Raw genomic sequence first — 22,755 nt, 5'->3', positions numbered from 1 at the left:
CCGCGCCGTGCGGCCAGGATCTGCAAGTGATCGTCGACGATCTGCCGCGCACCCTGGTCGCCCAGCGGGCCATCACGCTGGCGCACCGGGACGACCTGCCCCGGCTGGCCGATCTGCTGGAGCCCTTGCCTCCCGACCAGCTCGTCGAGCTGGTCGCCGCGACCGACCGGCTGAGCCACGTCGCCGGATGGGCGCTGAGCCGCAAGCGGCCCTGAGCCCGCTCCGCCAGGACCGCACGCCCTGACCGATACGGATCGCGTCGCGGCGCTTGGCCGCCCCCGTGGGCGGGTGCGAGGATGCGCCACGCGAAGGGAGTGATCTCATGCCGACCCTCAAAGAGCGCCTCGGTGACGACGGCCCGCCGCTGATCGGGACGCTGCTCACGCTGGACAGCCCCGAGAGCGCCGCCGTGCTGCGCGTGGCTGGGCTTTCCTGGTACTTCCTGGACCAGGAGCACTCACCGCTGCTGACCTCCTCGGCCGTGCAGCGTCTGCTGGAGGTCCTGCAGCCGCAGGCCCACGCGGTGGTGCGGGTGCCGTCCAACGACCCGGTCCTGATCGCGCGCGCCCTGGACGCCGGCGCCGACGGCGTGATCGTGCCGCACGTGACCAGCGGCCGGGACGCGGCGGCCGCCGTGGCCGCCGCGTCCTATCCCCCCGAGGGGCGGCGCAGCGTGGGCATCGCCCGCGCGCACGGCTACGGCGCGGACCTGGCGCCGTACCTGAAAGGCGCCAACGCCGGCGTGAGCGTCATCGCGCAGGTGGAGGACGCCGCCGCCGTGGCGCAGATCGACCAGATCGTGGCCACACCGGGCCTGGCCGCCGTCTACATCGGCCCCTATGACCTGTCCGGCAGCCTGGGGGTCCTCGGCCAGCTCGGACACCCCGCGGTGGTCGAGGCGATCGCGCGAGTGCGCGGCGCCTGCGCGCGGGCCACGATGCCGCTGGGCATCTTCTGCGCCACGCCGGCCGCCGCGCGAGCCGAGGTGGCCGCCGGCACCCGGCTCATCACCGTGGGATCGGACGTGGGCCTGCTGCGGGAGGGCGCCTCGGCCCTGCGGGCGGCGGTGATGGGCGGATCGTGACCGCACGCGTAGGCGCGTGCGGTCAGCCCAGCCGCTCCAGGACCAGGTCCACGGCGGCCGACAGGTCCTCGGCCCGCAGGGACAGCCCGGCCGGAGCGGTCGGGCGGTACGCGGGTGGCCGCAGGTCGTGGGCCCAGGTGCCGCGCGGCACCCAGGCCGCGTTCATGCCCGCCTGCAGGGCGGGGACGATGTCGCTGGCCTCGCTATTGCCGATCGACCACGAATGGGCGCGGTCGGCCTGGAGATCGTGCATCAGGGAGGCGAAGATGCCGGCGTGTTTATCCGGGCAGATGCGCACGCCCTGGAAATGGCGCATGAGGCCGGAGTTGTAGATTCGGCGGCGCTGCACCGTGGGGTCGGCGCAGGTGAGCAACATCAGCGGCGCGGACTGCGCGGCGCGGGCCAGCGCCTCGGCCACGCCCGGAAGCAGCTGGACCGGCGCGATGTGCGCGCGGTCGGCGAGCTCGCCCACCCGGTACCGGTCCTGGTCACGCACCAGGCGGCCGACCTGGTGACTGACCTGCTCCAAGGCCAGCTCACATGACAGCGGGAAGCGCCGGCGGTCCATACCGCGCGTGGCGACCAGGTCCAGGTCCAGGTCGTGCTGCAGCTGTCGCCACAGGTCGGCGTCCAGCCCGAGGCCGGACACGTAGTCGGCCACGGCCGCCCGCGCCTCGTCGAAATGGCGCTGGCATTCCCAAAGGGTGTCGTCGCCGTCGAATACGATGACCGAATGACTCATAGGCCGTGAGCGTAGAAGCGCATTTTTCCTCGCGCGCTCGATTTGCTTTTGCGTGTGCGCGAAAGGAGGACCGTTCCGGCCGGGGGAGATTGTCCGGCCGGAACGGGACCACCCTTCCGGACCACACCAACCATCCGCACACATCACCCACGAGCGCCGCACGCTCGCCGGCTCGTCGGGACGGCGATCCCACCCTAGCCGGGCGATTCCGCCGGTGTCTGGAATTTGGGGCTATTTACCGCACGCGGGAGCGCGTGCGGCGAGAGAATGGGGGTCTTCGGAGCGTGCTCCGCCGTCGCGCGGCAGCGCTAGCCCCACGTCTACATCTGCGTACGGATCATGCGTCTGACCTCGTGCTTTGCGCTGTCCACGCGTAAAATGAGGAGAGGAGCGGACATCGGATTGATCATGGAATTGGTGATCTCCGCGCTCCGCGCGACCCCCGATGGTCGCCCCCCACCCCCCATCCTCGAAGGGCGAAGCCATGCCCGAGCACCACATGCCCACCCCCGTGGGGCAGATCCTGCTCCGCACCGCCGACCTGCTCACCGGACAGGACCCGCCGGCCGCGTCCAACGCCCTCCGTGACGCCGCCTACGAAGTGGCCCCCGCCGACGTGAACGACATCGCGTGGGCCTCCGAGGCACTCCAGGCGCTCGATGCGGACCTGACCTCCTGCGGCGATCGCACCTGCTGCTGGGACATCACGTCCCGGCTCCGCCACTACCAGGAGCGCTTCGGCAACGCCCGGCTCGCCGAGGTGCTGCGCAGCCGCGCCGCCGCGGACGGCCCGGCCGAGCCGATCCAACCCCCTTGGGACCAGCGCACGGCCCACGAGGGCTACATCGCCCGCTGCGCCCAGGCCGTCGGCGCCGCCGGGGTCGCGGTACGGCTGTCCTCGCACCTGGGCACCTGGCCCCGCAGCGGCGTCCTCGTCTGCGGCGACCCCATCGAGGTCACCGTCCGGTTGTGCTGGACGGAGGAGCGCGGCTGGGTCTACGCCCCCCACGGCGGCACCATCTGGGACGCGGTCGAGGACGGGCTCCCGCTGGGCGACACCGTCCTGCCGCCCCCCGACCAGGTCGCCGCAGACGCCCTCCGGCTGCTCACGCGACCGCGCCTGCGCTCCGCCGACCCCGCCGACACCGACTTCGACTCCGCCCTGACCGCCGAGTCCTGACCCGAAGGCAATCCGCCATGCCGCACGAAGCCCCCGACGTCCTCGCCGTCCGCTGGACCCAGGCCCTGCCCGAGGTTCAGCGGGACCCCCGATGGGACATCCGCCTGATCTTCACCGCCGACCCGGAGGTCACCGCAGAAGAGCGCGCCCTTCTGGGCATCAGGGGCCACTCCTCGGGCCGGTGGCGGATCTCGCTCATCCTCGACGCCCCTACCAAGGAACACGCCTCACAGCGGGCGCTGCGGACACTGCACCACGACCTCGGCGCCGAGCGTGCGACCGAGGTGGAGGTCCAGGTGTGGCCGCACGGCCGGCCCGAGTACGACCCGATCCCCTCCGACGCCGGCTGGACGTACTTCGCCTACCACTGGAACGCCGACGCCGATCCCGTCCCCCACGTCTGACCACAGGAGACCCCGATGCACTGCACCCGCGACCTGCTCGCCCCGGACCTGCCCACCCCCGGACAGGCCGTCCGCGAGGCCACCTCCGGCCGCCCCGAGGAGCTGCGCGAGGTGGCCGTCCGCGCCGCCCTCGCCCACCTGGAGCACACCCACGCGGGCCTGATCGACCCGCAGGACGCCGCCCTGGGACTGGCCTGGCTCATCGAGTCCCGCATCGAGGCGGAGTGCCCGTCCGCCCACGTGCTGGCCGAGGCCGCCGACTACGCCCTGCGCAGCTACCACTGCCACCACATGACGCACCTGCCGCGCCAGGGCCTGACCCTGGTCGGATACGACGAGCTCACCCCGCAGGACGAGGAGGCGCTGACCCCCGGGCCGCCCTGCCCCCAGGACCTCGTCGAGCTCGGCCCCGGCCGCTACCTGCGGGGCGTGGACCACGACCGCTGGGTCAGCGCCCAGCCGGTCACCCCCGAGGCCGGGACCTACTTCCCCCCGCCGGCGGGCCTGCGGTGAGCGCCGACCGCCCCGCGCCTCGGCGCCGCCCCTGGGGCGGCGCCGAGGACATGCTGTTCGAGCAGGTCCTGGACACCGTCACCGGGCGGATGTACCTCTACTGCACCGCCTGCTGCCGCGCCCACCATTACATGGACACGCTGGTGTGGCGCTACAAGTTCGCCGGTCCGGGCCTGCGGCCGTTCCTGCGCCGCCTGGGGCTGGTGCCGCACCAGTTCCACGGCATGGCCCGGGTGCTGCTGGCGCACCACGACTGCATCATGCGCCTCGCCGAGAACCGGGAGTGACCCACCATGACCGACCATAACCATGACCATGACCCGGACGCGGGCTGATGGGCACGCGCGGCTTCATCGGCTTCGTGATCGATGGCCACGAGAAGATCGCCTACGTCCACGCGGACAGCTACCCCGGCGGCGTGGGCGCGAGCGTCCTGTCCTGGCTGCGCCTCGCCGCCGCCGACCTCGGCGAGCTGCGCCGACGGGTGCGTGCCCTGCGCGTCGTCGATCCGGGCACCCGCCCCGGCGCCGAGGACATCGAGGCCCTGAAGGAGTTCGCGTTCCAGCGCGTGAGCACCGGGCGGCTGGACGACTGGTACGTCCTGCTGCGGCGGACGCAAGGCCGGCCCGAACTCATGCTCGCGGCGGGTGTCATCGAGGACGCCCGCGACTTCCCCGCCGACTCGCTGGACTGCGAGTGGGGCTACCTCATCGACCTCGACGCCGCCGCGTTCGAGGTCTACCGAGGCTTCCAGCGGCGGCCGCACGCCGAAGGACGCTTCGCCGGCAGACCGTCTCCCCCGCACCACGTGGGCGCCTACTACCCCGTCAAGCGGGTCGGCCGCTGGGGGCTGTCGGACCTGCCCGGCGAGGACACCTTCCTCTCCGAGCTGACCGCGCGGGCCGCAGATCCGCCGGACCCGCCCGCACCCGACCCGGGCTGCGACCCCTCCTGCGGCTGCGACCGGTGCACCCACCCCGACGGGCCCCAGCCATGACCGGACGCCGACTCCCCGCCTGGCACGTGCGGCTGGTCTTCGTCCCGGACCGGACGCTGTCCCCCGCCGAGCACGAGGACCTGTCCAAGTTCGGGTTCACGCCCACCGGCGACGGCCGCACCTGGCAACTGGTCGGCCATATCGCCTGGCACGCGGATGAGACCCAGTCCGTGGCCCTGTTCAGCCAACTCCTGCGGCAGGTCTTCCCGCAGGCCGAGTGCGTGGAGGCCACCGCGACCCCGATCCGCTGATCCCTGCTCGTTCGATCCGCTGCCAGCCGCACGCGATACCGCGTGCGGCTGCGTCCCTGGTAAGGAGACCCGTTTGTGAGTATCCGGCTGCAGTACGCCTGGCGCGTGCTGACGGATTTCCGCGTCGAGCCCGATTTCACCCCCGACGAGCGTGACGCCCTGTCCGAGATGGGCATCGCCCCCACGGCGGACGGGTGGCGCATGACCCGGCACCTGTCCACGGACCTGGGCGACCCATACCGGGTCGAGGACCTGTTCCGGACCCTGCTGAGCGCCCCGTACGGCGGGCGCGTCACGATCACCGGGGTCACCCTCACCGACCTCGCCGCCGTGCGCACCGGCACGCACCCGGCGCAGGCGATCCCGGCCGGATGGCTTCCCCCGCCGGCCCAGATCGCCCGGCACGCGCGCGAGGCCGGCGCCCCGCTGAGCGACGTGCTGGAGGCCATGACGGCCAGCCTGCGGGCCCGGCTGGACCCCGGCCAGGCCACGCCCGGCGGCGCCTGCGATCTGCGGCGCACGGCCGCCGCGCTGATGGACGAGCTGGGGATCGACGCCGGGGGCCATCGAGGACGTGCCCCCGGATCTGTGCGACGTCCTGATCGACCGACTCGCGGACGTGGCCGAGTCCCTCGTGTCCGCGACCCCGCAGGAGCGGTCGTGATCGGCCACTGGTGGGCCAGCGGCATCAGCGTCTGGCACGACGGCGCAGGATGGCGGGGCCGGGTGCAGTTCAACGACGAGGGCTGGTTCGTCAGCCCCCAGCCCGATCTGGCGGCCGGCTCGACCGAGGGGACGCTGCGCACCCGCGACGCCGTCGGCGACGGCCGCGACCGGTCCGGGCTGAGCGCGGTCCTCGACCTCCTCAGGTCCGACGCCGAGCGGCTGGGGATCACCTGGCGCAATCCGGCGGGCCAGGCCCGCCCGGCCGGCTGGCGGTACCTCCTCAACGCCCAGTCCGTTCGGCTGGGCTGGAACGCGGTCTACGACGATGGAGCCACGACATGAGCCTCACCCCACGCGAGCGCACCGCCCTGCAGCAGGTCCTGCAGGCCCTGCACAGGGACGGTGCCCGGCTCGAAAACGAACGTCGGGCGGCGGGGCGATTCGCCGACGGGCTGCGCGCGAACCCGCCCACGGGACTCACCGAAGCGCAGATGGGCCGCTTCCTGGTCGCGCTGTCGGCGATGGCCGCGGCGCTGAGTGAGTCCAAGTTCCCCAGTGGCGCGATCGCGGACGTGTTCATGCTCATGTCCATCGACCTGCTGGGCCCGGAGCTGGTGGGCGAGGAACTATCGGTGCCGGACTCCCCGGGCTCCCTGCCCCCCGAGCCGGCGTGATGCAGCCCGCCGATGAGTGAGCCGCCCCTGCCCGAGCAGTTCGACGACGACGACCGCGCGTTCCTGGCGGCCGTGCGCCAGGCGCTGAAGCGCTTGGCCGACACCCACCCCGTGGTGCCGTTCACCGCGCGCCCCGACCAGCTCTATGAGCATCTGATGGCGGACGCGGACTGGACCTTCGTGCCCGACCCGGACCCGCTGATCGGACCGCTGCCCGGACACCTGTATTTCCAGCACCGCAGGCACGCGGTGGACAGCGAGTACGCCGATGAGTACATCGTGTCCATCCCGGCCGGGCTGGCCGTCACCGACGACGACCGGCGGGCTTGCCTGGAGACCGCCTACGTCATCAACGCGCTGGCGCTGGGACTGCCGCCCATCGCCAGCGACGAGACGTTCGAGCGCCTGACCGTCATCGCGGCGCTGTCGGCCGCGACCATGGACGAGATCCCCGAGATGGCCGCCGTCTTCGCCGTCGCCATGGGTCGGGCGCCGTCCCCCCTGCTGATCCCTCCCGAGTGAAAGGGGACCCCGTGCCCTCCCTGCCCGACGGATACGACCTGCTCGACGAAGCCACCCTGGCCCGCGTCCACGGGGCCCTGCGGCGCCTGCCCGGCACCGGCCTCCTCGCCGTCGTGCCGTTCACCGCCGGCCCCGCCCAGCTCAGCGAGCACCTGAGGGCCCACGCCGACTGGGAGTTGGTCTCCCTGGAGGACGAGCCCGAGGCCGGCCAGTGCGATCACGACCACTGGCGGCACATCCACCACCCTGACGACATGGACTACGTCGTGCTCGTGCCGTACACGGCGAACACCGCGCGCAACCGCCGGGTCTGCTACGAGGCGGCCTGCGTCGTCAACGCCGTCGCGCTCGGGCTGCCGCCCGGCACCGCGCCCGAGGCCGTCGAGCGCCTCATCGTCATCGCGGCCCTGGCGTCCCTCGGCGAGAGCGACGAGATGGACACCCTCGTCGACTACGCCCTGGGCCGTGCCCCGTCCCCCCTGCTGATCTCCCCGGAGTGACCCATGCCCCTGTTCCGCTCCCGTCTCCCGCTGCGCGCCGACGGCCTCGGCGATGACCCCGCGCTCCGTGCGGCGCTGAAGACGCTGCTGTCGGCCCCGGTTCCGCTCGCGGCGGCGGTGGAGGCCTCCACGCCGGTCATGGTCGCCATCAACGCGCTCCGCGCCGTCGACTGGGTGGTGGCCTCGCGCGGCGAGGAGGGCGCGCCCCAGATCGGGCTGACCGAGGGCGGCCGGCTCAAGGCGGCCGCCTTCCTCCACCTGTCGGAGCGGCACCGCCGCCGCTGGTGGCGGCGCGAGAGGGCCGACCCGGACGCCGGGGCCGACCGCGTGCATCGGGCGATGCTGGCCGCCCTGGCGCTGGGCCCGGACGACGCCTGCCAGCTCGCCTCACGCGCCCGCGTGCCTTACCGGCAGGCCTCCCGCATGCTCACCTACCTCCAGGGGTGCGGCTGGGTGACGGCGTTCACCGAGCCCGAACCCGGCCGGCCCCCGCGGCGGCTGTTCGACCTGTCCCCGCCCGGCCAGGAGCTGGCGGCGGCGACGCTGCTCCCGCAGCCCCGCCGGCTCGGCCAGTCCTGAAAGATGCACCCGCCGGTGTACGGCCGGCCGGGCCGAAGGAGATGACGCGGGTATGGACCCAGCCCCGCCCCCTGAGGAGGAGCCGATGACCCCGCACGGGGACGAGGACGCGGCCTTGGCGGCCCTGTCGGCGGCCTACCTGCACCTGCTCGACGACCTCGCCCGGTGCCACCTCACCGGGGACTGGATCGAGGAGCACCTGCGGCAGATCCTGGACGGGGGCCCGTGACCGGGACTCTGAGCCACCACCATCCCGGCCACGGGCACCCGAAACGCGCGCATGCGACCGTGACGCCCGCCCTGAGGCCGACGTCTGTGGATCCCCCCACGGTCGCAGCGCTCCCCCCACATCCGCCCGGCCGTGAGCAACCAACCAGGGTGCGCCGGGTACGGGATCGGGGGTGCGGGGCGCGTCGCTCGCGTCACCGGCCCCACCCCAGGGTCCCGGGTAGACGCGCCCTATCAAAGGGAGATCATGGCGCACCCTAGGTCAAGTCCGCAAGCCCCGCACGGCCCCGACAGCGCCGTTCCACCTGCGGCCAGGAGCGTAAACCGCGATGATGGCGAAAACCCGAGCCCGCCGGAGAAAGGAACGTCCGTGGAGCCGCCCTCCCCGTCCGCATGGGGCCCCGCCGCACTCACCCTCGGGCTGGTCGCCGCCTACGCGCTTCCCGACGTCGAGCTGGCCCGTCAGCTCGACGTCGGCATGGCCCAGCATCCGCAGGCCCTGCATCTGGCCACCGCGATGATCCCCGTGGTGGCCGTGAACTGCCTGTCCCCGCAGGTCTGGACGTGTGAGGGCGTCAACCGCGAGCAGGTGCGCGCGGCCATGGCGCCCCTGCTGGCCCAGGTGCTCGACCCCGCCCAGGAGCTGGCGGCGCTGGAGGCCCTGGACGCCTACGGCCGCGGTGACATGGAGGCGGCGACCCGGCTCGCCGCCGACACGCGGGTGTACCTGCACGTGGCGGCAGCCGCCCTGGCCCATGCCGGCAACGCCACCACCAGGCCGGGGCAGAACTTCGGGCCCACGATGCGCGCGATGGCCGAGTACACGGCGACGCAGTCCGACACCCCTGCCCGCTGACGCCCGATGAGGACCCATGGCTGAACGCACCACCCCGGACCCCCGGCCGTTCGCCGCGGTGGCCACCGCCCACCTGATGCTGCTCGCCCAGGCTGCCCGGATGGACGATCGCCCGCTCCTGCGCATCTCGGGACTGCTGGGACACCTGGACGCGGAGCTGAGCCGCCGCCCGGCCGAGGAGATCACCCGGGCGCGGGACCTGCTGCGACAGGAGGAGGACCGCCGCGCCCCGGACCCCGAGCTGATCGCCGAACTGCGTGCCGGGGTCACGCGTGAGGGCCGCCCCCACCTCGCCGCCGCCGTGAACCTGCTGATCGAGGACGGGTTCTGGCTCGCCCACGAGGAATTCGTCGCCGCCTGTGTGTTCCGCGCCGACGGCTATGCCGTCATCAACTGGGACGCCGCGCGCCTGGCGCTGAACGGCGGCTCCATCCCGCACTCCACGGCGCAGCGCGGCGTGCTCGACGCCGCCATCGCCCTGGGCGGCAATGAGTTCCACCTGGATCTGATGGACGACCGGCAGCGGTCCGTGCTGCTGCTGGCGTTCACCACGGCGCTCGAACCGGCGCTCGATCCACGCGGGTCCGGCCCCTCCTTCACGGGGTGAGACCCCGCCTCGGCGCTGCCCAACGGATAGCCGTTTCCGATGTCCGGTTTATCCCGGTGCCTGAAACGGCTATCCGTTGGGCAGCGCGACGATCTGCGGGGTTCGGAACAGGAAACAGGCTCTTAGTCGTCTACGTTGGCGGGGAGCGCAGGAGGGTGTGCATGTCGAGGACGCCGGAGCCCGAGCGGGACACCGCGATCACGTGGACAGGACGGCCCGGCTACCTCCAGATCGCCGACGACCTGCGGAGCAGGATCGGCCGGGGCGAGCTGCGGCCCGGCCAGGCCTTGCCCTCCACCGCCCAGCTCGCCGCGCGGTACGGCACGTCCCTGGGCGTGGTGAAGGCGGCCGTGCGCCTCCTGCGGGCCGAGGGACGCCTCATCGGACAGCAGGGCAAAGGCGTCTTCGTCGGCGACCATGCCAGTGCCGCGTCCGAGGCCGGCGACGACCTGGGACGCCAGCTCGCCGACCTGCGCCGCGTCGTGGCCGAGCTGAGCCAGCGCCTTGCGGCTCTGGAGCAGGTCGTCCGCGGCGACGACCGGGGGTAGCCGCGGGGGCCCGGCCCAGGCGCGGCGACGGATGCCTGCCGCACGTGAACGAGGCCCCCCGGGAACCGGAGGGCCTCGTTCCGGTGGTCACCGCCTGGGCCAACAAGGGATCACACCTGCGTTCCCCAGACCAAGGGAAAGGACGCCCTCTCACCGTGCCTCACCCGCACGCGCGGGCGCAACCGGGTGAACGCACCCGAACGAAAGGAGACGAATCTGAACGCCCCGGGGGTCAGCGGACGGTGCGCGCCTCGGCCTGGTGCGCGACCTCCTGCCACAGCGGCAGGTGCAGAGGCGCCAGCGCCGCCCACGCCACGGCGTACGGCGTGATCGCCATGCGCAGCGCCTTGGTCTCGCCGATCTCGGCCTCGGCGACGTACACGCCGCCGTCCCGGCCGGCCGCGCGCAGCTCGTCGGCCCGTTCCCTCGGCAGCACCCGGCAGGGCACCACGACCAGGGGCCTGCCCGCCGTGATCAGGTGCTCCACGCCGAGCAGCCTCAGCGGTCCCGTCTCGGCGCCGGCGGACGGCCTGGGCATGCACGCCCGATGATGCACCGGCACCACGATCACGTCCGCGTGCTCCAGCGAGGCGTGGCGGCCCGGCGGCAGGTCCACGATCACCACCTCATCCGGCGCGGTCCGCGCGGCCAGCCAGCCGGGCACGTCCTCGGCGTGGCCGGTGTGGATCGAGATGGGCCAGGACTTCCAGTCCCCGCCACCGGCTCCGTCGGCGATCCCGACCCCGTCGACCAAGATGAGCCGCACCGTCTGGCCCATGAGGGCGGCCGCGGCCGCCAATCCATAGGCGGTCGTGGTCCGGCCCGACCCGCCCCGCATCCCCGCCACCATGATGATCACGGCGCCTCCCCCTCGCTCGACACCGACCTTTCGCTCACGCTAGCGGCCGGGCCCGCCTCCGGGCCGGATATCAGGCCGCCCCCCGGACGCGCCCCCGGCCGGCCCCGCCGTCGCGACGCCCGCCGCTCGGACTCCACCGCCATCACCCGCTCCAAGCGCACCTGCCGGCCCCCGGGGCCGGGCCGCGACACCAGTCGCCGCTCGCGGACCCACCGCTCGACCGTCTTGCGCGACACGGCGGCCCACCGCGCCGCCGTGTCCAGATCCACCCAGACCACCGCACCCCCCGGCACGAAAAGGGGCGGACCGGCCTGTGCCGGTCCGCCCCATTCCCAGACTCGTGATCTCGAACGCACTGCCTACCCTACAAACCCGCCCATCTCGGCGCAGCCGAATCCCTGGAGAACGCCCCATGGACACCCCTTCCGACATGGACACCCCTGCCGAGCCCGAGGACGTCATCGTGGTGACCGAGGCCGAGTTCGCCGCCGCCGTCCAGGCCGCCCTGGACGACCTCGGGCTCACCTACGACGACCTGCGGGACCAGGCCGCCCGCCACGAGTTCGACTCGCTGCGCGCCCGCAAGCTCTGGCTCCTCATCGGCGGCACCCGCTGACCACCGAACCCCCTTGACGGCGGGCCGACCCGTGTCAGGATGCCCCCATGGACGCCAGCCCCGACGAGCTCGCCGAACTCGCCCTCGTGTGGCATCAGCTGTGCAACGTCAGCGATGACGTCATCGACATCCTGACGGGCGAGGCCGGGGGGCCGGCCCCCACCCATGAGCAGATCCAGGCGCTGGGCACCGAGGAGTTCCCCGTCGCCCTGGCCGCGCTCCAGGCGTCCTTGGCCGAGCGGGCGACACACGAGGTCAGTGACGCCGCCGACTGGGTGAGCCGGTCCATGACCACGCCGCTGCCCGCCATCATCCTGGCCGGGCCCAGCGCGATGGCGCTCGCCGGATCGATCATCGCGCTGCGCGCCGCGCTCGACCGCCGTGACCGCGTCTTGCGCGCCATGGGCACCCCCGACTAGGAGCCCCTCCTTCGGCCCCCGCCCGATCCCCGAAACCCAACCGGGCGAGCGACCGCGAGTTGATCGCCGCCCCGTGATCGGCGCGGCGGGGGTGGGGTGGATCGAACGCCCCGAACGGGGCGCTGACGCGCCCCGTTCGGTGTCGGCGCGCACAGCGCCCAGGCCCGCGCGCCAGCACGCCTACGCCGGGCACGTGCCAGCACGCGTCGCGCTGGCGCGTGCTGGCACGTGCTGGCGGCCGATCCGCCCGCCAGCATGTGCCATGCCAGCATCCGCGCGGGCATGAGAAAGGCCCCCGGCTCGTCAGGGACGAGCCGGGGGCCGGTGGCCCCGGCGCAGCGGGCCGGGGTGTGCACGAGGCCCGGCGCGCGCTCGGGGCCGTGCGGTCCGCGTGCGGGGTGCAGGGAAGGCGCACGCGGACCGCAGCGCGCCTAGTTCAGGTTCGGGAGGCCGCTGTTGTCCACGACCTCCACGACCGTGACGTGCACGGCCGACGTGAGCGCGTAGGCCAGCGCGTTCACGACGATGGACAGGTCCCGCGCGCCGTACACGGCCGACAGGTCCGCGATCCGGTGGACCTCGCGCCGGACGGCGCGCAGGTCCTGCGGCTCGACGGCGGCGGTAGCCGCCCACAGCTCACCCACGCTGCGGATCACGGCCAGCGCCACGCGCCGGTCGAGGTCGTGGTTGATCAGCTCCTTTTCGATCACGGACACGGCGTCGTGGAGTACGGCGGGGTTCGCATCGACGATCACGTGCCCGGTCATCGGGCACGTGGTCACGTCCACGGACCGGCAGACGTCCTCGGGGTCGAGCCCCGCCATGACGAGCAGGGCGCGGGCGCGGGCGATGGCGTACCTCAGGTCCCCCTCCAGGGACTCGTGAGCCAAGGCGCACTCACCATCGGCGTCGGCCTGCTCGTGCACGTCGTAGACCTCGCGCCCGGCGATCTCGTGCAACCGGGTCGCGCGCTCCAACGCCTCGGTCACGGCTTCCCGGATGTTGACGTTGTGGAGCTGGGCGTTGTGGATCAGGGACTTCGGGAGGTTGATCGGGAGTTCCATGATCGGTCCTTGCTCTGGTCTGGGAACGGGGAAGGGGGGCGCTCCCCGCAGCGCCCCCCAGGGGTGGACCTACCTACGCGCCGTGGCGGGCTTGGGCGCGGGCTTGGGCGCGGACTCCGGCTTGGGCTCGCCGCTCTTGGCGGCCAGCTCCGCGCGAAGCCGCGCGATCTCCGCGTCCTTGGCGCGCTCACGCTGCGCGGCCCGGTACGCCTCGGCGGTCTGCCGGATCATGTTGGGGGTGAGCTTGGCGTACTGGTTCCACTCGTGCGTCGGGCTGATGCGGCCCAGCAGCGCGCGGCCCCGGTCGGACCGGAGCACGACCTTGGTCCCGTTGCGGTCCATGATCGCCTCGGGGAGGTCGCGCGCGTCGGCCGGGATGATCCCCTCCCGGGGGAACGTCTCGGGGGTCAGCTCCCCGGCGTCCGCGTAGGACATCACGACCGTGAGCGGGGGTCGCCACGCGGCGGCGCGGGCGAGCTTCTTCTCGTCCTTGCCGTCGGTGTCCACCCACCGCTCAAGCGCGGTGAGGATGGCCTCACCCGCGCTTTCGACGGCGGCGACCATGTCGGCGGTGTTGTCGGACATGTGATCTTTCCCTTCCGGGATCATGACGCGTCGCCCTGCTGCGGCGCGTCGGCGGGTGTGGGACCGGGCGCGGGCCGTGCCGCGTCCGGCGTCGTGGGGGCGGGCGCGTCCGCGCCCGCCGGGGCCGGAGTGGACTCCGGCGCGGCCTGCTGCGCGGCCTGCTGCGCGGCCTGCTGCGCGGCGGCCCTGCGGGCGCGCAGCGCACGCCAGGCCCACAGCGCGGAGATCACGGCCGCTGCCGCAGGGATGGCAGACCACGGAGACACGGGCGGCCCGGACTGCGGCCCTGCCGCACGCGGGCTTGCGTGCGGCTGTGCGGACGGCGAGTCGGCCGCAGGCAGGCCCAGCGCGGACGGGACCGCCGCGCCTGCGGGCGGCTGTGCGGGAGCCTGCGGTGCGCCAGGCGCGGCAGGCGGCGGCGCAGCGGCCGGAGGCTGCGCGGGCGCGTCAGGGGCCTTGGGGTCCTCCTGAGGGGGCCGGGCGGGCGCGGCAGGCGGCGGCGCGGCCGGGGGCGCGGCAGGCGCGGCGGGGGGCTGCGCGGCGGCCGGGGGCGCGGCAGGCGGGGCCTGCGGAGCCGGGGCCGGAGCCGGAGGCGCGGCGGGCGGCGGCGCGGCGGCCGGGGGCAGGGTCACCCGCTCGGTCGTGGTGGCCGTGGTGGTGACCTTGATCGTGACCGTGGCCGTGACCGTGGCCGTGACCGGGGGCGGGATCACCGTTTCGGTGATCTTCTCCGTGACGGTGACGGTCGGCATGATCGTTGTCGGCGTCGGGCACGTGCACGGGGGCGCGGGCGTCGTGGGCGTCGTGGGCGGGCCGATGATCGTCTGCGCCGGGACGCTCGCGCGGGCGCGGACGCCGGTGATCACGCCGGGGACGACCATAGCGGCAGCCGCGAGCGCGCCCGCCGTGTACCCAGCGATCTCCAAACCTGACCGTCGCTCTCGCATACCTCCATTCCAGCACACCGTTCCAAATGCACAACGGTCCGTTTGGATACAGCACGGTTACCATGAGAGCGCTTCTGAGCTGCGGAAACACAGAGATCGGAGATCGCTTCCCGGTCCGCATCCGGCCCCAGGGCGGGAAGATCATGCGCCGGATGCGGCGCATGATCACACCGGGTAGTCGGCGCTGCCGACTACCCGGTGTAGCTGGCGGTGGGCCATCAGGCAGACCGCCAGCGGGCAGGCCCCCGGCACAGCCGGGGCCTGCCCGCCCTCGGGGCGGGGTGCGGACAATGATCACTTTGCAGTCGCCGATCTTGTGCGTCGGCGCACGCGGCCGTGCGTGCGGGCCGCCTACTGCTGCGGGTCGTCCTCGTCCGGCGGGCGCGGCGGGATGGGCAGGGGCCCGCGCCGGTTGAGCTGCAGCTCTTTCCAGGTGGGCAGCGGGGAGCGGGGCGGCGTCCAGCCGCGATCGGACAGGTCCTGGCGGAAGTGGTAGGCGATCGTCCAGGCCGTTTCGGGGGGCAGGTGGGCGCGCAGCCGGGTGTACAGGGTGCGCAGCAGCCGTTCCCAGTGCCCCTGGGGGTCGTCGGAGTGCGTGTCGTCCATCGATCTTTGTTCCTCGGGTTTCCACAGGCGGACGGCGCGGCCGGCCTCCCTTCCACCTCAAGGTGGCAGAGGGCCGACCACAGCCGTAGGGATAGGGGTTGATAGGGAAGGTCCCTATAGGGATGGGGGTGGCCTCCAGGCCGGTCTCTGTGGCGTAATGCCTGGCCTCCAGGCCGGTCTTTGCGGTCGAAAGCCTGGCCTGGAGGCCACCCTTATCGACTCCCGCCGGGGACGTCCGGACCCGGTTGTCCACAGGGGTTCGCGCGGGGCGGCAGGGTGACGGTGGTGGGCAGTTCAGGCAGCTGGAAGTCGCAGGCGTGCCCGCGCCGGCCGTAGACGGGCCGGCCGCGCCGGTCGTACTTCAGCGGCACCCGCACCTCCAGCCCGCGGCGGGACAGGCGGCCCAGGATGCGGGTCAGCTGCCCGCTGCTGACGCCGACGCGGCGGGCGAGCAGGTCGTGCAGCGTGCTCTCGTCCGAGCGGTACCGCCACATGCGGCGGGACTGTTCGTTGGCCCGCTCGGCGATGATCATCAAGACCAGCCGCTCGGCCGGGGTGAGGCCAAGTGCGGCCGGGGTGTCCAGCCAGATGGCCACGTCGCCGACGAGCCGCGCGCTCATGTCCCTCTTTCCGTGGTGCGTGGGGTGCTGCAGGTCGTGCCGGTGAGGGGGCGGGCACGCGAGGCCCGGTCGTGCGTGGCGCTTGCTGCCGTACGGCGACGCCTGGCTCCCCGGCCGGCCAGCGTGCGGCGTACGGCGTGCCGCTCAGCGCTGGCGGCGTATCAGGGGGATGCCCAGGTGCTGGGCGTAGGCGGCGGTGTTGCGCGCGCCCTGGGAGGCGGCGGTGACGTGGGCCAGGACGCCGTCGGCCCCGCGCCCGAGCATGTAGCCGTCACGGTAGGGGCCGGCGGCGCGGCCGAGGGCGGACCAGGGGGCGGGGTGGCGTTCGATGGCCACGTCCAGGCCGCGCTCGGCGGCGTGGGCCCTCCAGGCCTCGGCGTGGGCGTCGCCGCCCCGGGAGCAGCTGCCGTGCACGAGCAGCAGCGGGCCGCGCCGGGCGTAGATGCCGTCCAGGTCGGCCCAGATGGTGTCCCGGTCCCCGGGGCGGTCGAGGTCGCGGGCTCCGGTGTAGAGCAGGCGGAAGCGGTCGCGCATGCGTCTGGTTCCTTCTCGGTCCGTCTCAGTCCTGAGGGTCGGCGGGCTGGATGAGGGCGGCCAGGCCCGACAGGCTCTGCTGGTAGCGCGCCAGCTCGGCGCGGGCCTCGTCGCGCTCGGCGCGCAGCGCCTGCAGGTCGTTCTGGTGGTCGCGGCGCAGCTCGGCCAGGGCGTCTTCGGCCTGGGCGGCGCGCGCCTCGCATTCGCGGGCCCATTCGCGGGCCTCGGCGGCCTCGGCCTTGGCGGCTCGGATCTGGGCGTTGATCAGATCGATCACCTCCAGCGGGTCTGCGGGCAGCGCGACCGAGGTGGGTTCGAGCACCCGCTCGGGCGCGGGCGGGCGGGAGGTGAGCGACGTCGAGCGCACGGGGACGGGGGCCGCGGGCGCGGTGGCCGCGGGCCTCGCAGGCGCGGGCGCGGCCTGCGCCGGGGCGGCGGGCTTGGGCTGCGACTCCTTCAGACGGGCGATGTCGGCCGGCGTGGGCCGGCCGTGCCCGTTGCTGGTGTGCGTGAGGGTGACCGGCGTGTCGTGCCACTCCTTGGCGACCACCCACAGGGGGTGGGGATGGTGGTACTGGCTGGCCAGCGCCAGATGCCGGGTGTCTACCAGGTAGGTGCGCACGGTGTTGTAGCGGTGGGGAGGCCAGTCGGGGAACCGCTGATGGGCCAGGTGCTTGAGCGCACCCTCCCATCGCACCCCGGACACCTCGGGGGTGCTGGCCAGAAGGTCGCCTTGCCTGCGAGCCTCCTCGCGCAGGACGTGCCACAGTTGACGGGCGCCGGTGACGGTGCTCGGCGCGGGTAGGGACGGGGGTGCCACGGGGGATGCTCCTTCGTCTGGGGGATGAGGAGTCGGCGGGGCTGCGGGCGCTGCCGGGGCGGACAGCGCGGCCAGGTGGGCGCGGACCTCGTCGCTGCGGCGGCGCAGGACTTCGGCGACGGCCAGGGCGTCACCGCCACGGGGTGCGGTGATGCGCACGTCGTCCTTGTCGTGACTGAGACTCAGGCGCACGCCCAGGCTGTGGGCGTAGTTCAGCAGGGCGGCGAGCGGCCACTGCTCGCTCTGCAGGCGGTCCTGGCGCCCGCCCTCCTGCCGCCTGCGGTCCGGGGGCGAGTCCGGCTGCGGGGTGTCGCCGGTCGCATCCGCTGCGGGCTGGTACTGCTTGGCGGCGCGTTTGATGCGCGCCACGGTGTTCCTCACGTGGCGGCTGGTGGCGTTGTTGCTGCACTGCGCGATGACGTGACCGGTCACCGGGTGCACGATGTGCCATCCCCCACCGGCGTTGATGACCGTGAGGCCGGCCTGGGCGGCGGCCTCCTTGATGGCCTTCTCGTTGTCGCCGCGCCGGGTCATGACCTCCTCCCGACGGCTCGCGCGGTCCGGGGTGCAGGCCGGCGGGCGTCGAGGGGCCGGGCGCCTGGGGACGGGGCAGGGGGGATCACGTGATGTCTCCTTGTCTGCGGCGCCGTGCCTCATCGAGCGGCACGACATCGCCACTACGGGTCGCGCCACGGTGGCGGCGGCGCGGTCGGGGGAGGCAGGCGCTGCGGTGGTCGCGCCCGAGGTGCTCCCAGGGGGCAGGGGGGAAGGTGCCGGGGCCCAGCGGGCGGGCCGCGATCGGGCTGATCCCGATCACGAGCAGCAGGGCGCGCCGCAGCGGCCCCTGCTCCCAGCTGTAGGCCAGGTCGGCCTGGAGGTCGTCGGTGGGCTCCACGGGCACCTCGTGCCGGCCCAGCCGGGCCCAGACGATGTCGGCGCCACAGCGGCGGCAGCGATCGAGGTAGCGCTCCTGCAGGCTCACGGTGGCGCTCCGATCGGTGCCGACCACGTCAGCCGGGACAGGACCGCGCGCTGTGCGGCCGGGACGCGGACCACGGGCTGACCGAGCACGTCGGCCCCCATGCAGTAGAGCCACCAGGCGTCGCACTCGTCGTGGCTGGCGAACTCCACCCCGGCCCGCTTGAAGGCGGCCAGCGCCAGGGCGGTCTTGTCCGCGCCGGTGTCCCCGGTGGCGTACTTCTTGAGGTGGTCGATGTTCACCACGGCGAACGGCACCGCCGCTCGCCACAGCGCCAGCCGTACCGCGCCGCCGATCTCGGCCAGGGTGTGGGCGGCGCCGCTGCGCACCCGGCGCGCGTAGTCCTCCACGAGCGCCACCTGGGGTCGGTAGAGGCGGATCAGCGCGGCGACCTGGGTGTCGATATGGTCGAGCCGACGCAGATTGTCGGCCAGGGTCCGGGTGCGGCCGGCCGGGGCGGGCGCGCGCAGGATCATCGTGCCGCCGGGGTAGGCGACCCCGCTGCACTCGGCCGCCAGGTCGAGGGCGAGCACCCGCGGGCTCATGTCCGCGCTCCCCCGCCCGGCGCTGGGCCCGGCATGGGGTCGAGCAGGGCGATGCCGGCCCGGCTGCGGCGGTGGTAGTCCTCGATCAGGTCCTGGACCGCGCGCCAGCCCGAGGACAGGACCGGGTGCGCGTCGCGGTGGGCGTGCAGCCAGGCGTCCACCGCGTCGTGGTGCTGGGGCGCGGCCGCCAGCGTGAGGCCTTCGGCCGACAGTCGGTCTTCGAGGTCGTCGATCGGCCCGCCCGCGTCGGTCCAGGCGGTGACCGCCAGGCGCAAGCGGCGCCGTACGTCGGGGTCCATGGGGAGTCCTTTGCTCAGGCCCGCGCCCGGAGCGGGCGGCCCCGGGCGCAGGCGGTGTGTTCAGGTGGCGGGCACCTGCGGCAGGGGCCGGGTGGGTGCGGGGGCCGGCGGCGGCGAGGGCGGTGAGCCGAACCAGGTGACTTCGTGGACGGCCTTCTCGGCCGCGCGCTCGATCGGCTGCGCTTTGCTCAGCGGCCATCCCGGCTTGGGGTCCTCCAGGGACGGGGTGGGGGCCGGGTCCGGGCGGGGCTGGCCGTTGCGCTCCAGGTCGGCGGCGAAGGCCGCCTCCTTCTCCCGGGCGAGCCGGGCCAGCCGTTCGGCCTCCTCGGCCATGTGCGTGGCGTTGGCGAGCAGCCGCTGCAGCCGGTCGATCTCGGCGCGCGCTTGCAGCCCGGTGTACTCGTGGGTCCGCGCCTGGCTGCCGTACTCGGTGTGCTGGCCGTAGAGGGTGTCCAGCAGGGTCTTGCGGGCGTGGTCGGGCAGCGGGGGGTGGTCGGGCGCCGGGGCGGGTTCGCTGTCGCGCTGGGGGGTGCGGGGCATCAGTTCTCCTTGGAGGGGTCGGATTCCAGCCCGGTGACCCGCCGCCAGTCCCGGGCGGCGGGGTCGTCCAGCGGGGTGGAGGACGATCGGGCGAGCGTGGTGGCCAGCAGGACGAGCGCGTCGGCCACCGCGAGGGTGGCTGCGGCCAGCGCCCGCTGGGCTTCGAGACCGGCCCGGTCCGCAGACCGGTAGTCGTAGCTGCAGGAGGTGCGCAGGCGCTCGCGCGCCGTGCGGTAGTTCCTGGTGGCGGGAGTCCAGGGGGGCGGGGTCGGGTCGGTCATGCGGGGTCCTCGGGGGCGATGTGGCCGGCCGTGAGCCGGGCCAGGAAGGTGTCAAGGGTGGGCTCGTCGGCTCGGTCGAGCCGGTCGCCGGTGACGGCGAGGAACGCCGCCTCCAGCGCGTCGGCGTCCAGGCCGCGGGCCGCGGCCTCGGTGCGGATGTTGGCTTCGAGCCTGTCGGCCTCGGCCGGCTCGGCCGAGGCGGTCGGCTCGGGCTCGGGTGCCGATGCCGAGGGCGGGGCGATGCCGGAGCCGGTGTCGATGCCCTCGCGGGCCTTGTCGGCCTCGCGGTCCCGCAGGGCGGCCTCCAGCCGGTCCAGCACTCGGCTGGCCTGCTCGCCTGTCAGCGCCATGGTGGAGTCCACCTGGTGGCCGATGACGTTCTGGAAGTAGGCCAGCCGGGCGGCGCGGGTGGTGATGCCCAGGGCGCGCAGCTGGGCGTGGATGCGGCGGACCTGCCCCTCGCTGGCGTTCGCCGACTCCTGCGCGGCCGGGGCGGGCGGCAGCGTGGCGGCGAAAGCCCGCAACTCGGCCAGGGTGGCGTGCTCGCAGGGGTGCCCGCAGGCCTGCTCGACGGCCTCGTTCAGCTCGGCGGCGGTGCCGTCGAACCGGGCGACGATGTGCTCCCACAGCGGGCCGACGTCCTCCAGTTCCTCCAGCCGCACATCGGCCTGCTCTTTGATGTGGCTGAGCACCGCGGTGGCGTCGGGGCGGTGGCGTAGCTCGGCGTACGCCTCGGACCAGATGCGCGCGGCCTGCTCCCGATCGGCCGCGCGGCGGATGAGCTCGGCGTAGTCCGGTCCGGGCGCGGCGGCCAGGGCCGGGCGTTCGCCACCGGCCTCCAGAGCGGGCGTGCCGGGCGGGCCGGCGGGGATCTGCGCTGCGGCCACGGCGCCGAAGCTGAGCTGGTGGCGCGGCTTGAGGACGGGCACCTGGTAGTGCTTGACCCTGCCGCCGATCATCTTGCTGCGCTGGGTGAGCAGCAACTGGATCGGCACCGCGACGTCGATCCCGTAGGCAGCCCGCAACAGGTCCACGATCGCCGGGAGCTCGCGCGCGGCGTTGCGCGAGTGCGTCTCGAACAAGAACAGGCCCACGTCGGGGACGTCGGGCAGTGCGACGTTGACGCGGGTGATCATCTGGCACGCCTGGTTGCCGGTGTCGGCGTCCAGGAAGTACGGCCCCCACTGGGCCTTGCAGAAGCAGCGTTTGCCGGTGCGGTCGAGCACCTGACCGTCGCAGCGGCGCTGCAGGCCGCCCCGGGTCCAGAACTCGTAGTGCTGGCTGACCGGGTCCTTCGGGCCGGGGGGCAGCAGCGCGTCGAGGGCGACCTCGTCGGTCACCACCCGCCATTGGGTGGGGCCGGGGCCTTGCGGGTCATAGGGTTCGGCCAGCCCGCCGTACATCTCGGCGGCGGCCGCCACCAGGTGCTCGAACTCGCTGGTGATGACGAACGTCTCGGAGGACTTGGGGCGGCCCTCGTACACCCCGGCGCGGATCTTGCCCAGGGTGCGGGTGGTGTGCTGCAGGTCCTTGATCCGGGGACCGCGCGGGATAGAGGTCATGCTGCCTGCCGGATGGGTGTGGTGGGTGGGTCGGGCGGCGCCAGGGGCTGCCCGATGACGGTCTTGGCCGCCCCGGTGGACCAGGCGGCCACGGCCTGGATGTGCCGGAAGACCGCGTACTCGGCGTCGCCGCACCGCACCGGGATCAGCCGGTAGCCGCCGGGTCGCAGGTGCAGCACGACGCCGACCTCGTGGCGGGGCGGCATCGCGATGCGCTCCCCGCTGCGCAGCCACCCGTAGGGGGCGGCCCGGTAGGCGGCCATCTGCAGGCCGGCCTCGGGGTAGACGCCGCGGCGGTGCCCGCCGTAGGTGATCTGGTCCAGCTCGCCGCCGGTCTTGGTGTCCCCGGCGAAGAGCGTGCCGGTCGGCACGCCCAGGCGGGCGGCCAAGGGGGCGGAGTAGAACAGGTAGTCCAGCGTTCCGGCGTACTGGTGGGCGTAGTGGGCCACCACCATCTCGCTGGCCTCGAACTCGACCTGCCAGTCGGCCACGAAGGCGAAGAAGTGCCGCAGGTAGGGACGCAGGCTGCCGTCGGCCAGCAGGGACGGGGGGACGGTCTCGCCCAGGATGCGCGCCTCGATGACGCGGTGCACGGCCTTGCCGACGTCGCCGCGGTCGTCGCGGCGGCGGATCGGCTCGGCGCGCAGCCAGTCGATCATCTCGGTGCGTTCGGCCGGGTTGCGGGCGGCCCGGACCAGGTCTGGGACCTGGTCGAGCGCCAGCTCGGCCACGATCTTGGCGGCCCAGAACGTCAGCGCTTCCTTGGCCGACCCCTGGTTGAGGGTGGTGGTGACCGAGCGCAGCCGCTGCCCGGTGACCGGGTCGCGGTACCAGCCGTCGCCGCCCCGCTTGGGGATGCGGGCCGGCCCGACCGGGACGTAGGAGCCGGGGCAGGGCAGCGGCACGCGGCGGGGGTGCTTGGACAGCCGCCCGTCGGCGTTGACCTTGACCCGCTCCCCGCAGCTCGGGCACGGGTGATAGGGCGGGACGCGGGGGGCCGGGTCCTGGACGAGCTCGGCCGGGTCCGGGGTCGCTCCCGCCGGACCGTGCGTGTCGTCCGTGCTCATCGGCTCCCCCGCGCCCGCGCGGCCGCGACGACCATGGGCGGGGAGGGTCGTCGCGGCGTTC

35 protein-coding genes are annotated in these 22,755 nt (G+C 73.8%); 19 read left to right on the top strand and 16 right to left on the bottom strand.

The window, feature by feature from the left end:
• The first annotated feature begins 26 nt into the window (after window positions 1-26).
• Window positions 27-215, top strand: coding sequence for a hypothetical protein (locus D5H75_RS38520; RefSeq protein WP_119931570.1), 189 nt, complete (start codon window positions 27-29; stop codon window positions 213-215).
• Between the two features lie 107 nt (window positions 216-322).
• Window positions 323-1,084: an HpcH/HpaI aldolase family protein gene (locus D5H75_RS38515; protein ID WP_119931569.1), complete on the top strand. Its 762-nt coding sequence runs from the start codon at window positions 323-325 to the stop codon at window positions 1,082-1,084.
• A gap of 22 nt (window positions 1,085-1,106) precedes the next feature.
• On the opposite strand, the gene D5H75_RS38510 is transcribed toward D5H75_RS38515, so the two are convergent.
• On the bottom strand, window positions 1,107-1,826 hold the full coding sequence (locus tag D5H75_RS38510) for an HAD family hydrolase (protein ID WP_202638932.1): 720 nt from the start codon (window positions 1,824-1,826) through the stop codon (window positions 1,107-1,109).
• Window positions 1,827-2,310: 484 nt separating this feature from the next.
• Here D5H75_RS38510 and D5H75_RS38505 point away from each other — a divergent pair, with 484 nt between their 5' ends.
• The 15 genes from D5H75_RS38505 (at window position 2,311) to D5H75_RS38440 (ending at window position 10,351) form a co-directional block, all read left to right on the top strand.
• A complete protein-coding gene (locus D5H75_RS38505) occupies window positions 2,311-3,006 on the top strand; it encodes a DUF6292 family protein (protein WP_119931567.1) in 696 nt (231 codons plus the stop codon).
• Between the two features lie 17 nt (window positions 3,007-3,023).
• On the top strand, window positions 3,024-3,410 hold the full coding sequence (locus tag D5H75_RS38500) for a hypothetical protein (protein WP_119931566.1): 387 nt from the start codon (window positions 3,024-3,026) through the stop codon (window positions 3,408-3,410).
• A 15-nt stretch (window positions 3,411-3,425) separates the two neighbouring features.
• Window positions 3,426-3,923, top strand: a complete 498-nt coding sequence (locus tag D5H75_RS38495; protein ID WP_119931565.1) for a hypothetical protein — start codon at window positions 3,426-3,428, stop codon at window positions 3,921-3,923.
• On the top strand, window positions 3,920-4,210 hold the full coding sequence (locus D5H75_RS38490; protein WP_119931564.1) for a hypothetical protein: 291 nt from the start codon (window positions 3,920-3,922) through the stop codon (window positions 4,208-4,210). The genes D5H75_RS38495 and D5H75_RS38490 overlap by 4 nt, the downstream gene beginning before the upstream one ends.
• A 47-nt stretch (window positions 4,211-4,257) precedes the next feature.
• On the top strand, window positions 4,258-4,920 hold the full coding sequence (locus tag D5H75_RS38485; protein ID WP_119931563.1) for a hypothetical protein: 663 nt from the start codon (window positions 4,258-4,260) through the stop codon (window positions 4,918-4,920).
• On the top strand, window positions 4,917-5,171 hold the full coding sequence (locus tag D5H75_RS38480) for a hypothetical protein (protein WP_147425434.1): 255 nt from the start codon (window positions 4,917-4,919) through the stop codon (window positions 5,169-5,171). The genes D5H75_RS38485 and D5H75_RS38480 overlap by 4 nt, the downstream gene beginning before the upstream one ends.
• A gap of 75 nt (window positions 5,172-5,246) precedes the next feature.
• Complete coding sequence (locus D5H75_RS38475) at window positions 5,247-6,179, top strand: hypothetical protein (RefSeq protein ID WP_119931561.1); 933 nt, start codon at window positions 5,247-5,249, stop codon at window positions 6,177-6,179.
• Window positions 6,176-6,511: a hypothetical protein gene (locus tag D5H75_RS38470; RefSeq protein WP_119931560.1), complete on the top strand. Its 336-nt coding sequence runs from the start codon at window positions 6,176-6,178 to the stop codon at window positions 6,509-6,511. The genes D5H75_RS38475 and D5H75_RS38470 overlap by 4 nt, the downstream gene beginning before the upstream one ends.
• Window positions 6,512-6,523: 12 nt before the next feature.
• Window positions 6,524-7,033, top strand: a complete 510-nt coding sequence (locus D5H75_RS38465) for a hypothetical protein (protein WP_119931559.1) — start codon at window positions 6,524-6,526, stop codon at window positions 7,031-7,033.
• Window positions 7,034-7,044: 11 nt separating this feature from the next.
• Complete coding sequence (locus tag D5H75_RS38460; protein ID WP_119931558.1) at window positions 7,045-7,533, top strand: hypothetical protein; 489 nt, start codon at window positions 7,045-7,047, stop codon at window positions 7,531-7,533.
• A gap of 3 nt (window positions 7,534-7,536) precedes the next feature.
• On the top strand, window positions 7,537-8,112 hold the full coding sequence (locus D5H75_RS38455; RefSeq protein WP_119931557.1) for a hypothetical protein: 576 nt from the start codon (window positions 7,537-7,539) through the stop codon (window positions 8,110-8,112).
• An 85-nt stretch (window positions 8,113-8,197) separates the two neighbouring features.
• Entirely contained in the window at window positions 8,198-8,341 is a 144-nt protein-coding gene (locus D5H75_RS42420) for a hypothetical protein (RefSeq protein WP_202638931.1), read from the top strand.
• A gap of 369 nt (window positions 8,342-8,710) precedes the next feature.
• On the top strand, window positions 8,711-9,196 hold the full coding sequence (locus D5H75_RS38450; RefSeq protein WP_119931556.1) for a hypothetical protein: 486 nt from the start codon (window positions 8,711-8,713) through the stop codon (window positions 9,194-9,196).
• Between the two features lie 16 nt (window positions 9,197-9,212).
• Window positions 9,213-9,803, top strand: coding sequence for a hypothetical protein (locus D5H75_RS38445; protein WP_119931555.1), 591 nt, complete (start codon window positions 9,213-9,215; stop codon window positions 9,801-9,803).
• 161 nt (window positions 9,804-9,964) lie between these two features.
• Window positions 9,965-10,351 carry a winged helix-turn-helix domain-containing protein gene (locus D5H75_RS38440; protein ID WP_119931554.1) on the top strand — a complete coding sequence of 129 codons (387 nt, stop codon included), beginning with the start codon at window positions 9,965-9,967 and terminating at the stop codon, window positions 10,349-10,351.
• Window positions 10,352-10,583: 232 nt separating this feature from the next.
• Here D5H75_RS38440 and D5H75_RS38435 read toward each other — a convergent pair whose 3' ends face one another.
• Window positions 10,584-11,210, bottom strand: a complete 627-nt coding sequence (locus tag D5H75_RS38435) for a hypothetical protein (RefSeq protein ID WP_119931553.1) — start codon at window positions 11,208-11,210, stop codon at window positions 10,584-10,586.
• Window positions 11,211-11,622: 412 nt separating this feature from the next.
• On the opposite strand from D5H75_RS38435, the gene D5H75_RS38425 reads away from it, so the two are divergent.
• Both D5H75_RS38425 and D5H75_RS38420 read left to right on the top strand, forming a co-directional pair.
• Complete coding sequence (locus D5H75_RS38425) at window positions 11,623-11,826, top strand: hypothetical protein (protein WP_202638930.1); 204 nt, start codon at window positions 11,623-11,625, stop codon at window positions 11,824-11,826.
• 47 nt (window positions 11,827-11,873) lie between these two features.
• The gene (locus D5H75_RS38420; RefSeq protein WP_119931551.1) at window positions 11,874-12,245 is read left to right on the top strand and encodes a hypothetical protein; all 372 of its coding nucleotides are present in this window, start codon (window positions 11,874-11,876) and stop codon (window positions 12,243-12,245) included.
• A 431-nt stretch (window positions 12,246-12,676) separates the two neighbouring features.
• Here D5H75_RS38420 and D5H75_RS38415 read toward each other — a convergent pair whose 3' ends face one another.
• From D5H75_RS38415 to D5H75_RS38350, 14 genes are all read right to left on the bottom strand, one after another.
• Window positions 12,677-13,309: a hypothetical protein gene (locus D5H75_RS38415; RefSeq protein WP_119931550.1), complete on the bottom strand. Its 633-nt coding sequence runs from the start codon at window positions 13,307-13,309 to the stop codon at window positions 12,677-12,679.
• 69 nt (window positions 13,310-13,378) lie between these two features.
• Window positions 13,379-13,894 carry a hypothetical protein gene (locus tag D5H75_RS38410; RefSeq protein WP_119931549.1) on the bottom strand — a complete coding sequence of 172 codons (516 nt, stop codon included), beginning with the start codon at window positions 13,892-13,894 and terminating at the stop codon, window positions 13,379-13,381.
• Between the two features lie 20 nt (window positions 13,895-13,914).
• The gene (locus D5H75_RS41075) at window positions 13,915-14,124 is read right to left on the bottom strand and encodes a hypothetical protein (protein ID WP_147425433.1); all 210 of its coding nucleotides are present in this window, start codon (window positions 14,122-14,124) and stop codon (window positions 13,915-13,917) included.
• A gap of 1,068 nt (window positions 14,125-15,192) precedes the next feature.
• Window positions 15,193-15,447 carry a hypothetical protein gene (locus tag D5H75_RS38400; protein ID WP_119931548.1) on the bottom strand — a complete coding sequence of 85 codons (255 nt, stop codon included), beginning with the start codon at window positions 15,445-15,447 and terminating at the stop codon, window positions 15,193-15,195.
• Between the two features lie 212 nt (window positions 15,448-15,659).
• Window positions 15,660-16,067 carry a MarR family transcriptional regulator gene (locus D5H75_RS38395; RefSeq protein WP_119931547.1) on the bottom strand — a complete coding sequence of 136 codons (408 nt, stop codon included), beginning with the start codon at window positions 16,065-16,067 and terminating at the stop codon, window positions 15,660-15,662.
• Between the two features lie 144 nt (window positions 16,068-16,211).
• A complete protein-coding gene (locus tag D5H75_RS38390; protein ID WP_119931546.1) occupies window positions 16,212-16,601 on the bottom strand; it encodes an SLOG family protein in 390 nt (129 codons plus the stop codon).
• A gap of 25 nt (window positions 16,602-16,626) precedes the next feature.
• The gene (locus D5H75_RS38385; protein WP_119931545.1) at window positions 16,627-17,955 is read right to left on the bottom strand and encodes a hypothetical protein; all 1,329 of its coding nucleotides are present in this window, start codon (window positions 17,953-17,955) and stop codon (window positions 16,627-16,629) included.
• An 85-nt stretch (window positions 17,956-18,040) separates the two neighbouring features.
• Window positions 18,041-18,403: a hypothetical protein gene (locus D5H75_RS38380; protein ID WP_119931544.1), complete on the bottom strand. Its 363-nt coding sequence runs from the start codon at window positions 18,401-18,403 to the stop codon at window positions 18,041-18,043.
• Complete coding sequence (locus D5H75_RS38375) at window positions 18,400-18,945, bottom strand: crossover junction endodeoxyribonuclease RuvC (RefSeq protein WP_119931543.1); 546 nt, start codon at window positions 18,943-18,945, stop codon at window positions 18,400-18,402. Before D5H75_RS38375 ends, D5H75_RS38380 begins: the two co-directional genes overlap by 4 nt.
• A complete protein-coding gene (locus tag D5H75_RS38370; protein ID WP_119931542.1) occupies window positions 18,942-19,244 on the bottom strand; it encodes a hypothetical protein in 303 nt (100 codons plus the stop codon). The genes D5H75_RS38375 and D5H75_RS38370 overlap by 4 nt, the downstream gene beginning before the upstream one ends.
• A 60-nt stretch (window positions 19,245-19,304) precedes the next feature.
• A complete protein-coding gene (locus D5H75_RS38365; RefSeq protein ID WP_119931541.1) occupies window positions 19,305-19,784 on the bottom strand; it encodes a hypothetical protein in 480 nt (159 codons plus the stop codon).
• Window positions 19,784-20,065 carry a hypothetical protein gene (locus D5H75_RS38360; protein ID WP_119931540.1) on the bottom strand — a complete coding sequence of 94 codons (282 nt, stop codon included), beginning with the start codon at window positions 20,063-20,065 and terminating at the stop codon, window positions 19,784-19,786. Before D5H75_RS38360 ends, D5H75_RS38365 begins: the two co-directional genes overlap by 1 nt.
• Window positions 20,062-21,627: a recombination directionality factor gene (locus D5H75_RS38355; protein ID WP_119931539.1), complete on the bottom strand. Its 1,566-nt coding sequence runs from the start codon at window positions 21,625-21,627 to the stop codon at window positions 20,062-20,064. The genes D5H75_RS38360 and D5H75_RS38355 overlap by 4 nt, the downstream gene beginning before the upstream one ends.
• The gene (locus tag D5H75_RS38350) at window positions 21,624-22,694 is read right to left on the bottom strand and encodes a hypothetical protein (protein WP_119931538.1); all 1,071 of its coding nucleotides are present in this window, start codon (window positions 22,692-22,694) and stop codon (window positions 21,624-21,626) included. Before D5H75_RS38350 ends, D5H75_RS38355 begins: the two co-directional genes overlap by 4 nt.
• Window positions 22,695-22,755 lie beyond the last annotated feature (61 nt).

Origin of the sequence: Bailinhaonella thermotolerans (genome assembly GCF_003594875.1) — a bacterium.
GTDB lineage: Bacteria > Actinomycetota > Actinomycetes > Streptosporangiales > Streptosporangiaceae > Bailinhaonella > Bailinhaonella thermotolerans.
This window is presented reverse-complemented; position numbering and strand designations above follow the sequence as displayed.

Coding starts and splice junctions, on each gene's coding strand:
- D5H75_RS38510 (WP_202638932.1), bottom strand. CDS start 1,826: ATGAGTCATTCGGTCATCGTATTCGACGGCGACGACACCCTTTGGGAA.
- D5H75_RS38365 (WP_119931541.1), bottom strand. CDS start 19,784: ATGCCCCGCACCCCCCAGCGCGACAGCGAACCCGCCCCGGCGCCCGAC.
- D5H75_RS38455 (WP_119931557.1), top strand. CDS start 7,537: ATGCCCCTGTTCCGCTCCCGTCTCCCGCTGCGCGCCGACGGCCTCGGC.
- D5H75_RS38400 (WP_119931548.1), bottom strand. CDS start 15,447: ATGGACGACACGCACTCCGACGACCCCCAGGGGCACTGGGAACGGCTG.
- D5H75_RS38465 (WP_119931559.1), top strand. CDS start 6,524: ATGAGTGAGCCGCCCCTGCCCGAGCAGTTCGACGACGACGACCGCGCG.
- D5H75_RS38370 (WP_119931542.1), bottom strand. CDS start 19,244: ATGGACCCCGACGTACGGCGCCGCTTGCGCCTGGCGGTCACCGCCTGG.
- D5H75_RS38385 (WP_119931545.1), bottom strand. CDS start 17,955: ATGACCCGGCGCGGCGACAACGAGAAGGCCATCAAGGAGGCCGCCGCC.
- D5H75_RS38395 (WP_119931547.1), bottom strand. CDS start 16,067: ATGAGCGCGCGGCTCGTCGGCGACGTGGCCATCTGGCTGGACACCCCG.
- D5H75_RS38410 (WP_119931549.1), bottom strand. CDS start 13,894: ATGTCCGACAACACCGCCGACATGGTCGCCGCCGTCGAAAGCGCGGGT.
- D5H75_RS38500 (WP_119931566.1), top strand. CDS start 3,024: ATGCCGCACGAAGCCCCCGACGTCCTCGCCGTCCGCTGGACCCAGGCC.
- D5H75_RS38350 (WP_119931538.1), bottom strand. CDS start 22,694: ATGAGCACGGACGACACGCACGGTCCGGCGGGAGCGACCCCGGACCCG.
- D5H75_RS38415 (WP_119931550.1), bottom strand. CDS start 13,309: ATGGAACTCCCGATCAACCTCCCGAAGTCCCTGATCCACAACGCCCAG.
- D5H75_RS38515 (WP_119931569.1), top strand. CDS start 323: ATGCCGACCCTCAAAGAGCGCCTCGGTGACGACGGCCCGCCGCTGATC.
- D5H75_RS38505 (WP_119931567.1), top strand. CDS start 2,311: ATGCCCGAGCACCACATGCCCACCCCCGTGGGGCAGATCCTGCTCCGC.
- D5H75_RS42420 (WP_202638931.1), top strand. CDS start 8,198: ATGACCCCGCACGGGGACGAGGACGCGGCCTTGGCGGCCCTGTCGGCG.
- D5H75_RS38425 (WP_202638930.1), top strand. CDS start 11,623: ATGGACACCCCTTCCGACATGGACACCCCTGCCGAGCCCGAGGACGTC.
- D5H75_RS38445 (WP_119931555.1), top strand. CDS start 9,213: ATGGCTGAACGCACCACCCCGGACCCCCGGCCGTTCGCCGCGGTGGCC.
- D5H75_RS38390 (WP_119931546.1), bottom strand. CDS start 16,601: ATGCGCGACCGCTTCCGCCTGCTCTACACCGGAGCCCGCGACCTCGAC.
- D5H75_RS38495 (WP_119931565.1), top strand. CDS start 3,426: ATGCACTGCACCCGCGACCTGCTCGCCCCGGACCTGCCCACCCCCGGA.
- D5H75_RS38480 (WP_147425434.1), top strand. CDS start 4,917: ATGACCGGACGCCGACTCCCCGCCTGGCACGTGCGGCTGGTCTTCGTC.
- D5H75_RS38375 (WP_119931543.1), bottom strand. CDS start 18,945: ATGAGCCCGCGGGTGCTCGCCCTCGACCTGGCGGCCGAGTGCAGCGGG.
- D5H75_RS38485 (WP_119931563.1), top strand. CDS start 4,258: ATGGGCACGCGCGGCTTCATCGGCTTCGTGATCGATGGCCACGAGAAG.
- D5H75_RS38470 (WP_119931560.1), top strand. CDS start 6,176: ATGAGCCTCACCCCACGCGAGCGCACCGCCCTGCAGCAGGTCCTGCAG.
- D5H75_RS38420 (WP_119931551.1), top strand. CDS start 11,874: ATGGACGCCAGCCCCGACGAGCTCGCCGAACTCGCCCTCGTGTGGCAT.
- D5H75_RS38355 (WP_119931539.1), bottom strand. CDS start 21,627: ATGACCTCTATCCCGCGCGGTCCCCGGATCAAGGACCTGCAGCACACC.
- D5H75_RS38440 (WP_119931554.1), top strand. CDS start 9,965: ATGTCGAGGACGCCGGAGCCCGAGCGGGACACCGCGATCACGTGGACA.
- D5H75_RS38360 (WP_119931540.1), bottom strand. CDS start 20,065: ATGACCGACCCGACCCCGCCCCCCTGGACTCCCGCCACCAGGAACTAC.